Annotated in this window: 10 protein-coding genes and 1 tRNA gene; 7 read left to right on the forward strand and 4 right to left on the reverse strand. The window is 68.3% G+C overall.

The genetic code is table 11. The annotated features are described in order from the left end of the window. From ACXJKF_RS04800 to ACXJKF_RS04830, 7 genes are all read left to right on the forward strand, one after another. Window positions 1-1,323, forward strand: a 1,323-nt coding sequence (locus ACXJKF_RS04800) for a hypothetical protein (RefSeq protein WP_456786597.1), incomplete at its 5' end; no start/stop codon positions are given. Continuing rightward, the gene (locus tag ACXJKF_RS04805) at window positions 1,323-1,586 is read left to right on the forward strand and encodes a hypothetical protein (protein WP_456786598.1); all 264 of its coding nucleotides are present in this window, start codon (window positions 1,323-1,325) and stop codon (window positions 1,584-1,586) included. The genes ACXJKF_RS04800 and ACXJKF_RS04805, both read left to right, overlap by 1 nt. Then, window positions 1,583-2,026 carry an HD domain-containing protein gene (locus tag ACXJKF_RS04810; RefSeq protein ID WP_456786599.1) on the forward strand — a complete coding sequence of 148 codons (444 nt, stop codon included), beginning with the start codon at window positions 1,583-1,585 and terminating at the stop codon, window positions 2,024-2,026. The genes ACXJKF_RS04805 and ACXJKF_RS04810 overlap by 4 nt, the downstream gene beginning before the upstream one ends. Before the next feature lie 221 nt (window positions 2,027-2,247). Next, the gene (locus ACXJKF_RS04815; RefSeq protein WP_456786600.1) at window positions 2,248-2,742 is read left to right on the forward strand and encodes a TNT domain-containing protein; all 495 of its coding nucleotides are present in this window, start codon (window positions 2,248-2,250) and stop codon (window positions 2,740-2,742) included. Then, entirely contained in the window at window positions 2,739-3,236 is a 498-nt protein-coding gene (locus ACXJKF_RS04820; protein ID WP_456786601.1) for a hypothetical protein, read from the forward strand. The genes ACXJKF_RS04815 and ACXJKF_RS04820 overlap by 4 nt, the downstream gene beginning before the upstream one ends. Window positions 3,237-3,366: 130 nt before the next feature. Beyond that, on the forward strand, window positions 3,367-5,805 hold the full coding sequence (locus tag ACXJKF_RS04825) for a cutinase family protein (protein WP_456786602.1): 2,439 nt from the start codon (window positions 3,367-3,369) through the stop codon (window positions 5,803-5,805). Between the two features lie 234 nt (window positions 5,806-6,039). Next, the gene (locus ACXJKF_RS04830) at window positions 6,040-6,636 is read left to right on the forward strand and encodes a hypothetical protein (protein ID WP_456786603.1); all 597 of its coding nucleotides are present in this window, start codon (window positions 6,040-6,042) and stop codon (window positions 6,634-6,636) included. A gap of 296 nt (window positions 6,637-6,932) precedes the next feature. Here ACXJKF_RS04830 and ACXJKF_RS04835 read toward each other — a convergent pair whose 3' ends face one another. The 4 genes from ACXJKF_RS04835 to ACXJKF_RS04850 form a co-directional block, all read right to left on the reverse strand. Further along, window positions 6,933-8,528 (reverse strand): AlbA family DNA-binding domain-containing protein, encoded by a 1,596-nt coding sequence (locus ACXJKF_RS04835; protein ID WP_456786604.1) that lies wholly within the window; start codon window positions 8,526-8,528, stop codon window positions 6,933-6,935. 835 nt (window positions 8,529-9,363) lie between these two features. Further along, window positions 9,364-9,600 carry a helix-turn-helix domain-containing protein gene (locus ACXJKF_RS04840; protein WP_456786605.1) on the reverse strand — a complete coding sequence of 79 codons (237 nt, stop codon included), beginning with the start codon at window positions 9,598-9,600 and terminating at the stop codon, window positions 9,364-9,366. A 118-nt stretch (window positions 9,601-9,718) separates the two neighbouring features. After that, entirely contained in the window at window positions 9,719-10,942 is a 1,224-nt protein-coding gene (locus tag ACXJKF_RS04845) for a Fic family protein (RefSeq protein WP_456786606.1), read from the reverse strand. 750 nt (window positions 10,943-11,692) lie between these two features. Continuing rightward, a tRNA-Arg gene (locus ACXJKF_RS04850) sits at window positions 11,693-11,765 on the reverse strand. Window positions 11,766-11,781: the final 16 nt, after the last annotated feature.

Genomic DNA, 11,781 nt, shown 5'->3' on the forward strand with positions numbered 1-11,781 from the left:
GAGGACCGTTTCGACGACCTCGGCGCAGCGGTCCAGGACGGCACCGACTGGCTCGCTGACACCTGGGACCAGGCCGTGGACACCGGCGCCCGGATCGGCGACTGGTGGGAGCAGACCAGCGCGGACCTGGGCGGCTGGATCGACGAGAACCTCGGTGACGTCCGAGAGTTCATCGGCAAGCACGTCGCAGTCTTCCGGTTCCTGGCCGACGCCTGCCGGGTCGTCGCGTGGGTCGTGATGGCCTTCGGGGTCGTCCTGACCGTCGCCCTGGCCGTCATCGGCGCGATGGGCGGCTCCGCGCTCGGAGCCGTGTTCGGACTCGGGGTCGGAGCCGTGCCCGGTGGCGGCGCCGGCGCGATCGCCGGCGCCTCGATCGGCCTGAAGATCCTCGGCGCCGGGGCCGCCCTGTACTCGGTCGGGGACTTCCTGGACGTAGCCGCGGACTGGGGCGAGGGCACGATCGACGGCCAGGACCTCGTCAAGGAGGGCAGCCTCCAGATCGCCCTCACCCTCGGCTCCCTGGTCGGCGTCGGTGCCATCGGCAAGCTCCTGCAGAAGACCTGGACACACCTGCCCGAGTCCTGGGTGACGGCCATCGACAATCTGCTCGAGCCCCGCACGTCGGTGCCGAGCACGACCAAGGACGTCTACAGCGACCTCAGCGACACAAAGAACCTCCGGCCCCCTGTATTTCGCCCGTGGCACGGGCCAGGCGGGCTCTATCTGTCGCCCGACGAGACCGCCGCGGTGGACCACCTCCTGCTTTCGGCTGCTCGGTCGGAGCCTGCGATCACCGCGGAGCTGCAAACGATCCTCGGACGCGTGGACGGCGCGACGATGCCCGGACTCGAGTTCCGGTTGAAGGGAGACGACTCGCTATACCGCAAGATCGCCACCGACCTTGCGGAAGACATCGATCGGCCACGTGACATCGCGTCCGCGATCTCCAAGATCAAGGACTCGGTCCGGTACACAGCACAAGTGCCAGACGTCGCGTTCACGGATGGAGTGGAGTCCGTGACCCGGAAGCTGACCGAGGCGGGATATCAGCCGGTCTCGTGGAAGAACTCCTTCGGTCAGCCTGGTTACCAAGGCATCAACAGCGCGTGGCGGTCGCCCGACGGCCAAGTGTTCGAGCTGCAGTTCCACACACCGGAAAGCTTCGAGACGAAAATGAGCGGACATGACCTTTACGAGGAGGCCCGCCTACCAAGTACTACTCCCGAGGAGAAGGATCGGCTCAGGGCTGAGATGGCACGTCTCTTCGGCGAAGTCCCGACACCGCCAGGTGTCCAATCGATCAAGGCACCGGAGGTGAACTGATGGCCGAGACTGAGTACTTCGCCCTCTTGTGGGACGGTGACGACGTTTCCCGACCTCGCACCGTCGTCAGGCGGCGCCCAACGCCTGAAGGCACGGCCGAAGAGATCCTCCGCGCGGACGGTGCGTGGGATTCCACGAACGTCCTCATGCTTGCGGAGTTGAACATGTACGAGAAGGAGCTCCGGCCCATCAGCGCCACCGCCGCGCTGGAATTCGAACGACGGATCGCAGCCCGCCGTTCGAGCGAGGAAGGTCGCGCGTGAGCGAGCCTGTGTTCGATCTCGATGCAGCGGTGGCGCTTGCGACGACGGCGCACGAGGGTCAGACCGACAAGGCCGGCGCGGCGTACATCGGGCACCCGCTGCGGGTGATGGCGCGTGTTGACGGCGACGAGGCGCGCAAGGTCGCAGTGCTGCACGACGTCATCGAGGACACCCCGGTGACCGCGGCGGACCTGCTTGCTCTCGGCTGCCCGGCGGCTGTCGTCGATGCCGTGGAGGCTCTGAGCAAGCGACCCGGCGAGACCCTCGAAGCAAGCACGCGCAGGGTGGCCGACCATCCCCTTGCGGTCGTCGTCAAGCATGCCGACCTCGACGACAACTCCGATCCTCAGCGACTCGCGCTCCTGCCGCCCGACGTGGCCGACCGCTTGCGGGACAAGTACCGCCGGAGCCGCGAGCTTCTGGAGGCATTCGCGCGGTGACGTCGGCGTAGCTCGTCCCGACGCGTGTGCAACCTCGGCGGCACGGATATCCAAGCCGGCGGGACCGACCGGACGGACCATGACGAGAGAACGTCATGCGGGGGCCCTTGCGGAACGGATTCCCAGCCGGACCGGGCTGGTCCCGGCACCCAGACATCGAACCGGACGCGGCCTACGGTCAGGCCCGACCCGACTTCGGACCGCTCAACGCGAGGAACCAGGTGCCGACGACGATCAGCCCCGACATCCAACGCATCGGTGGCGATCTGTTCGACCCGTGGGGCATCAACCCCGACACCGGCCGGCCGTTCAGCCAGACCGAATGGACCGAGCGATTCACCACGGCCACCGGCGGAGTGCGCTGGCCACCCAACCGAGGCGCCGTGCCGGGATCGCGCGTGGAGTTCACCGACGCCCGACGCTTCCTGGAGATCTATGGGGAGATGTTCGACCGGGTCGGACCTCCAGACGGTGCGTTCCTCGGTATCCCGCCAGGTGCGTCGTTAGGCAGCAGAGCTCTCCCCCCGGGCAACATGGCCCACTCGGTGTCCAACTACACGTTCAACCGCCGATCCCTTCCCGAGGGTATGACGATCGAGGTGTCCGAGATCGCCCCCGCGTTTGGTCGACCTGGCGGCCCCATACAGGCTCGCTTCATCCAGAACGGCAAAGCAGTCACCGTTCAGAAGCTCGTGGATTGGGGAGTGCTCAGGTGACGATGCGTATCGATCCAGCAGTCGTGGCATTGATCGAGGAGGGCGGTCGATGGCTGGAGCAGCCTCAGCCGGGTGAGGCATTCCGGATCAGCGACATCCAGGTGCAGGACGTCGGTTACGAGGAGGCCGGTGTGGTCACGGTCGAGTCGATCGAGCGTGGGGCATCGAATGGCGTGCAGCTCGTGACGTCAGATGTGCGTGTGATTGAGACGTTCCTGGCCCTTGAGGCGGCGCACGCCTGGCGAATGCCGCGGGGTCTGGCGGCGCTGACGAACGACCGTCTGACCAGCCCTGCCGGCTACGTGGTAGTCGACGAAGGCCGCGGCGGGGCGAGCGTTCGACACCCGAACGGGACCATCGTCGCGAGAGGGCTGTGGCCGGGAGATGCCAAGAAGCTCGCTGTCGCCCTGTCCTACTCGCTGGACGTCGTCGTAGCAGCGATCAAGCACCCGACCGGGGATCCCATCTGGGCACCCGGCTCGAGCCGACGGTGAGCGGACGTTCGTCCGTCGGGAGTCCGACCTGAAGCGGCATACGGAGAGCCGCCTCGTAGCGCCGAATGCCCACCGTTCGGGTGACCCAGAGCCCCACCGAGCAGCAGCACCACGCCGATAGGCTGACGCCGTGCCGGCCCCGCGCTCAGGTATCGCCTCGGTCCTCGCAACGCTGTTGCTCGTCGGCATCCTGCTCGTGGTGCCGACGGCACCCTCGTCCGCGCTCGAGGCCACCGCGCCTACGGTCGCCGCTGAGCCCGCGGCACCTCAGGGCGCCTGCACCGACCTCCTCGTCGTGAGCGTGCGGGGCTCGGGTGAGAGCGTCTCCGAGTCGCTGACCAACGCCGTTCGCGACGCGGTGCTGGCTGGCGTCGGTGACGATCGCACCGTGACGTCCGAGTCGCTTCCCTATACCGCCGCAGCCATGGACGTCCTGGGCGCCGACTTCCAGCACCTGGTCGACTTCGGCTGGCCGCTCACCAGCGACTGGGACTACTTCGCCTCGGTCAACGACGGAGCCGCGGCCCTGCTCGACCGCCTCCTCGACGCCGAGGCCGACTGCCCCGACCAGAAGTGGGTGCTGATCGGGTACTCGCAGGGATCGATGGTCATCAGCCAGGTGCTCCAGTACTTCCTCGACCCGGAGCGCTTCGCGGGCATCGCGCTCGTCGCCAACCCCTCGCGCCAGAGTTCCGACGAGCAGACCAACCTCGGCACGGCCCGCGTCGGCAACGGGCTCAACTTCTGGGTGCCCGGCGACCTCGGTTATGGCGCCCTCCCCCGCGAGCTGGCCTCCGTCACGACCGACCTCTGCAACACGGAGGACCTGGTCTGCGACAGCACCCACACGTTCCAGGACCTTGCACTGGCCGCTCCGGGGCTGCCGTGGGTCGCGCCGCTCGGCCTCCCGCTCGCCATCGAGCACGGATTGTCCGTCCACACGACGTACGACCCCGCTGCACTCGCAGCACTGGCCCAGCCGTCGGTTCAGCGCGCACTGACCTTCGCGGTTCCCAAGCATGCGACGACGACCGTCCTAGTCTGCGGCGCGGCCGGCACGGTCACCGGTACGGCCGAGATCAAACCACTCACCGCGACGAGCGCCGGTGCCCAGGCCTGGCGGCTGAACCAGACCCTGCTGGGGGGCACCCTGTCGGGCGCCGTCTTCACCGCTCGTGGCTTCACCAAAGGCACGTACTGGCTGAACGTCGACGAGCGCGGCGTCCTGACGGGCGCCCTGCCCGCCGGCCGGTGGGAGCTCGACGTCACCGTGACCACCGGGCTGGAACCCGCCCGCACGATCCACCTCGTCGTGCGGGTCATCACGAGCGGCACCTGCGGCGCCGTCACCGGCTACATCACCGACCGCGACGGCGAACCCGTCAAGGACGTCGAGGTCTGGCTCGAGAAGACGACCCTGAACTGGGACGGCGAGAGCGATCGCCGCCTCGCCATGAACCGCACCGACACGCACGGCTACTTCTCGATCGCCGGTGCCTATTCGGGCAACTTCCTCCTCTACTTCACCGACGGCCCCGCCGCCGCGTCGGCGCAGGAGGGTGCGGCAGAGGGGTATCTCGACTACTTCGACCAGTACTACTCGACCGCCGCGACCGCTCGCGACTCGGACCTGCCGGAACGAGGCTCCGTGGTCGCCCTGGGATCCGGCGTCACGCGCATCGACCAGGCTCTGCAGCAGTCAGCGACGCAGGTCATGCACATGCGCGACGCCGCGACGGGTGCGCCGCTCGCGGGGATCCACGCCACGGGCTACCACTGGGACGCAACGACGGGTACGGACGGTGCGCTGTGGCACGCCGGACGCTTCACCTATCTCGGCTGCCTGTCGTACTACGACCCGGCTCAGGTCTACGTGGAGCGCGGTTGGTACTTTCTCGACTGGCCCGGCGAGGACAGCGTCCGGATGTACCGCGGCAGCTCGATCTCCGGCACGGTGACGGACGCCGCGGGCAAGCCGCTCGCGAACGCCGAGGTCAGCTACGACCGTGACACCCTGCCCACCTGGCCGGTCTACGACTTCGGCGGCGGGAGCGGCTGCTACGGCCAGCTGGGGCTCACCGACGCCGGCCGGACGTTCACCGACGCGAACGGCCACTACCGCCTCGGTGCGCTCTACGGAGGCGAGAACTACCGCGTCTACGCAGCGAACGTGCGGTCCCAGGCGGTCTCGCTGCCCACGGCCCGGAACGGCTACGCCGATGTCGTCATCGACGTGCGCGGAGCGCCGCTCACGCTGACGACGGCGACCCCGACCATCAAGGGCACCGTCCGCGCCGGACAGACCCTCTCCGCCACACCGGGCGCCTGGACGAGCGGCRCGACGTTCACCTACCAGTGGCTCGTCGCCGGGAAGGCCGTGCCAGGTGCGACGAAGAAGACGTTCCTGCTGACCACGACGTCCGTCGGCAATACCGTGACCGTCAAGGTCACCGGAGCGAAATCCGGCTATACGACTGCATCGACGACCTCGAAGGCAACGGCCGCGGTGGCCCCGGGTTCCGTGCTGAGGAAGTCGACGCGGCCCTTCGGCGGCACCGGCGGACGCTGACAGCAGCATCCCTGCTTACTTACAGTTATGAAGAAACTGTTGGTAGACGGAACGACCCGGCAGCAGCGCAGAGAGGMAAGAAGAGTCGGGGCTGTGATCCTTCGCTAGCGAGTTGCCCGTCGCCGAGTAGCCGCTTGAGACTGCGCGGCCCCACGAAGCTCGGCTCTAGCGATGGCAGACAGTCCAGGACGAAAGACGTTGACCACCTCCGGGATGCGGACGAGGGTCGGCCTCATGCACTCGACCCTGGCTGTCTCCAGCGACGCGGACGACGTCGCGCAGGCGAGATCGCGGTTCGAACCGCCGGACAACCGAGCCCGCTCCGCTCTCGGCGTGAGCGGCGTCATCCGGCGGCCCGCGGACGTGTTGAACGTTCTCGTCGGCTTCACTCGCTACACCGCCGGACTGCAGATCGAGCTGGCAATCCGGTGTCGTCTCGATCCCGACCTCGGCGCTCGCGTGCACTCGGCTGTCGACGCGGGGCTCTTCGCCGGAGTGGAGAACGCCGATGGACGTTCCGCCGCCGTGGCCGGGCGCCACATCCGGAGCAACTGGCCGGCACCAGACCAGCCGGTGCTCACCAACTGGGCCGGCGGCGGAGAGTGGTCGAGCGCCCTGTGGCTGACCCCAGCGCCGGTACTCGTCGTCGCCGACCCGGCCTCGGCGTGGACGAGGCAAGGCTCACCGTGGATGTCGAAGCATTTCGAGCCGCGGCCGAAACGGTGGAGATCGTGTGGCCGAGCGAGCCTGACCAGGCGTATGCGGCCGCTCAGCCACCGCCGCTCGACGTACCGCCCGGGGGCTATCTCGCACGGGTACTTCCGGCGGTAAGTACCAACGAGACTGGCTGACCCTGCGGCGGAGTGGGGTCGGTCTCGACGCGGCTAGATCGGCGTACACGCTGAGAGAGCCTGCTGACCACGAGGCCCTGCAAGCCCGCAGCAGACTCAGCCGCGCTGGAGCCACCAAGCCGCTGACCTCTAACAACACACTGTGCGCCTGGGCAGATTCGAACTGCCGACACCCACTTTAGGAGAGCGGCTCATTCGCCATGTTTATGCGGGTCAGCCCGTTAGACCTTCGCTCTGGCGTCCCTGTGGCGTCTCGCGGCCTCCCGGACGACGCCCCTACGCATGCGTGTGCGCCTGCACGAACGCCTGCACCGGACCGTGGATCACCGACCACGGCCGCCAGCCACCAGCCTCCGACGAGGCGGCCCGGTTCACGATGACGAGCGACGCCGCGACCGTCCCATCCGGCCCGCCGGCAACCTCTCGACGCATCGGCTCGTCGCGAGTCATGAGGACCGCGAACGGGTACACCCGGTGGTCGAAGAACGCGCCGCACGAGGGGTAGAACTCCTTCGTGTCGTCCTCCGCCCCGCTCGCCACCGACGCGATGACGCACCACGCCCAGTCCGCCTGGCACAGGGAGTCGAGGAGCGCGTCTTGATCCGGCGGCGTTTCATCGAACCCCTGTGTCACCAGCTCGAACGGCACATCCTCATGGAGAGCCGGCACGCCGGCGACGGCCTGACGGGCGAATCGGATGACGGCGCCACGCGACGGCTTCCCTGTCTCGGCGGATACCAGGACGCCAGCTCTCGCGGCCTCCGTGATGCCGTGCCGCAGCCACGACAGGTAGACCCAGTCGCCGCCGATCGGCCGGAGCACCGCCGGGCGCATGAACGACCACGCCTGCTCCCGGATGGCCAGCGCGAGGAGCCCGAGCACGCGGGCGGCTACGTCGCGCCAGAACGTGGTGACGGCCAGCCGGTGGCCGTACTTCGCCTCGGTGGTCGACGGCGACGCGAGGCCGTCGGTGTACGAGCGGTAGAGCACCTCGAACGCGAGCTCGTAGGCGTCCATGTTCCGTTGAAGGAGAGCGATTGCGGCGACGGACGTCACCCGGTCCAGAGTTTCGGCCACGTCCTCGGACGGGGTGTCGCTCCAGACCGTCGACAGGACGCCACGCACGGGCCGCAGGGCCCGGCGAACGGCCGCGACGTTCCCGGCCGTCAGTGCGGCGTCGATCGCCTCCTCGAAGTCGCTGGCGCTCATGCCGAGGTCGATCACGGCCGGCTTGCCACCCGCGCCGAGTGCGCCGTCTTCCCGCAGCGCGGCCGCCACCCGGGCGATGACCTCTTGGGTGTCGGCGGCAACCTGGCCGCGCACGAGCTGCCGGTATCCGGCGAGCACGTCGCCCCAGCCGTCGTGGGTGATCCGCTCGACGGACGTACCGACCCGACGGAAGACGTCACCGCGCCTGAACACGCTCCGGGGCGGCCCCTCAGCGGCCTTGTACGAGCCCTCCCGGGTCATGACGGGCGGAAGCCCGTCGAGGGCCGCAGCGACGTACAGGACGACGACGACGCGGCCGCCAGCGAGCGTGTGGGCCTTCGACGTGAGGGCGATCTTGCCGTCCATGTAGCTCGCGGCGATCTGCCGCAGCGTCGCTTCGTCGAAGTGGGCCGGGTTCGGGTTGGCGAGTTCCGTCTCGACGCGGCCGTGCCCATCGACGCCGATCACTATGTACCCGCCGGACGGCAGGGTCGAGAACCCGGCGATGTCCTTGACCAGCTCGACCCGGTCCTTCTCGACGCCCTTCGACAGGTCGAGCGTCCGCTTGTAGTCGAGGACCGTCAGCTCGGTGCCGACAGCGAGAAGCTCGTCGAGTTTCTCCTGGTCGACGGCGCCGTCCACGGCGAAGGGCTCCTCGGGCATGCACGGAGCATGGCAGGCCGGTCACGTGGCTGCCGGGCGTGCCCGCATGGATGCGGCAGGGCGGGGACGTCGACTTGGCGTGGGTGCCGGCGMGTGGATCGTACGCTGCCCCCGCGGATCGGCCGCGCGTGTTGGCGTCGAGGTTCGTGCCGTTCGCTGCGTGTGCGCGAGGTTTGACGGCTCGCGCCTGCCGGCCGCTAGGGCGGAGCATCACGATGAGCGCGATGATGACGATGGAGAGCACGACGATGTGCATGATGAAGAGCATGAAGATCAAGAGGATGACGAAGAGGTAGGAGAAGGCGCGCGCACGGTCCGCCCTTCGCCCGCACGTCAGCCGGCCGCCCGCGAGCTCACGCACTTCGCACAAGCGACCACCGGCCGCCCACCGGCTTCCATGCCCTCTGCTGTAGCGCTCCCCCTGCACCAAGCCTCACGAGCCGACGGCATCCGCCACGGGCACCGCCCCGCACGCCGCTCAACGGAACTCGAGCCCTCCGAACCGCCCCGCGAGCATTACAACCTGGCCCGCCAGCGAAGCGGTCGACGTCGACCACACGCCACTGCCCCGCCGAGGAACGCCGCACCCGACAGCCGGAAGCCCCCGAGCGCAGCGCCACCACCAAGACCACATTGAAGAGGCGCCATCGCGCGCCGTTCCCAGACGGCCGGAATACGGGTAGCAGATTCGGCTCGCTGAGACCTCCCGCATCCGGCCATGTGCGCACGCCCGGGAGCGTTCAAAGTCAGGGCTGTGGAACGCGACAAGGCCCCGCCCGCACCCCGGTAGGGGCTTCGGGCGAGTCCGGTGTGACACCTGAACAGACCGCGATCGTCAGGCGGCGAACCTCCGCGCGGTGCGCTGTTCAGCCGCTGCAACGAACGCGTCCGGTGCGGAGCGCCGGAACAGCATCTTCGCGTTCCGTGACGTTCCGAGCTGCACGCAACGCAGGTAGCCGAGGTGGACCTCCTTGCGGACGGTCGCCTTGCAGATGCCGAGGTACAGGGCCGCCTCCCCGACGCTGAGCAGGTGGCCAGCGGGTGCGGCTGGGGCCGGGTGGACGGTGGACATGTTCGGTGCTCCTGGTGGCATGGACGGGTTGGTTCGACTCGTCCAGCGTCCAGCGTGCGGGTGTCTCGCCTCATCGTCCGGTCAGGCAGGCTGGCATCTCTGACCGGCTAGTTGCGCGTCAGGCGCGTCGGCCGGCCCTGGTTGCGAACGCGTCCATCGCCGCGAGGACGGACGGTGCCTGCCACACCTTGTAGCGGAGTGCTGACGTCGACGCGTTCAGGATCCCCGCGCTTTCGAGGACCTCGATCGCGTTGCGGGCGCCACGGTCGGAGACGCCGAGGGCTGTCGCGACGTACTCGGCGTTGACGACCGGCTGGGCGAATAGTGCGTCGGCAAGCCGCCACGCGGCGGAGTCGGATCGAGCCTTGATCTGGTCGCGCCATTTTGTGCGGAGTCCCATGACGTCGTCGGCGAGGTGGCGACCGTTGATGGTCGCTGCGACGGCCGCGTAGGCGACCTGTTCGGCAATGTCGTTGAGGTCTCCTTCCCGGTAGGTCTTGAGGGCGGCGAAGTACCGGTCGGGGTCGCGCAGTAGGCCCGCCGAGACTGGGACGGTCGTATGCCGGGTGAGGCCGCGTCGCCTGAGTACCTGGTGCAGGACGACACGGCCGGTGCGCCCGTTGCCGTCAACGAACGGGTGGATGGTCTCGAACTGGGCGTGGACGAGCGCAGCGTGTGTGAGTGCGGGGATGTCGTCGCGCGCAGCGAACGTAACGAGGTCGTCGATCGCCGCCTGGACGTGTTCGTGGTGCGGCGGGATGAAGTCTGCGCCGTGCGGGCTGACCGCTGAGCTGCCGACCCACACCTGTTCGGTGCGCCATTTGCCGGCGACGTCGGGGTCCGATTCGGAGAGCAACGCGTAGTGGACGGCGAGGATGGTGGGGGCGGTGATGTGGTCGCCGACGGCGAGTGCTTCGTTCATGGCGCGTACGTTCGCGGCGACGAGTTCGGCGTTCTGTTTCGCTCCGACACCGAGGCTTGCCATGGCGAGGTTGCGTGCGTTGGTGGTCAGGTGCTCGATCTGTGAGCTGGACGCTGACTCGGTGCGTAGCAGGACGGCGGGCATGGGGACTGGCATGGAGGCGACGCTGCTGTCGAAGCGTGCGACGTCGGATGTGGCGTCGTCGACGAGGCCTTGGACGCGGCTGCTGATGGTCGGTGTGCGCTTGGCGATCGGTGGGAGTACGGACGCGTGGTAGGGCCGCGAGATGCGTTGGCGTTCCCAGATGGTGAGGCGTCCGTCGTCGACGTTGGATGTCCACTCGCGCGGTTCGCTTCCGAGTGCGGGCCAGGCGTCGTTGCTACTGGCGGCGGGGACGGTGGCCGCTTGCTGGTCGGTCATTAGGCTTCAACACCTCCGGGTCTTATTGAAGCCTAGCCATTTAAACTTCACCAAGAGCCACGCGGGTTGAAGGCTCCGTAATCGGAGACAGGCGTTACGCCCCACATAACACGAACCTCACACTAGCTCGCTGGGATGCTCGTAACCGGCGGCCACCGTTACCGCTCGCGCGCACGACTGGTCGCAGCGTCGCGCACCTCGGCATCCGGATCGGCTCGCAGGACGTCGAGGGCCGTGCCCGAGCACGACGGATGTTTAGCAGTGATTAGCCGGATGGACCGGTCGCGTGCCGTGGCGTAGCGAGCGACGACACCTTCGGGTACGGCCGGGTGCGCCAACACCGCCCGCACGAGCTCGATGTTCGGAGACGGCTCCTGGTAGCCCGTGCTGATCGCGGCCAGAGAGCCTCCGCCGTCGACGCCGGGTCGAGCGCGATCGCCATCCGGTCTGCGTCCGTGCCCGAGAGCGAGATTGCCCAGACCGCCCGGCTGGCCTGGCGTGCCCGCGTCCATCCCATGGCTCGCACGGTAGGCATCGCCACCGACAGCCCGCACCTGCGCGAGCGGCGACCTTTCGCGAGCCGGCCGAGGCGAGCCCTGGCGACCCGTTGGCGTCCCACAGGATTGAACGCTTTGCATCGTTCCTGGTCACGGCGTTGCGATCTGGGACGCCATCCGGAYGCCAGAAGGCGGCGGCCAGACGCCCTCGGCCGGGGCCGAAAACAGTGCCTGAACTGCACTTTCATCTGTGTGCGCCTGGGCAGATTCGAACTGCCGACACCCGCTTTAGGAGAGCGGTGCTCTATCCCCTGAGCTACAGGCGCGCAGGACGTGACAGAG

It is taken from the genome of Cellulomonas sp. P5_C5, from assembly GCF_054049655.1.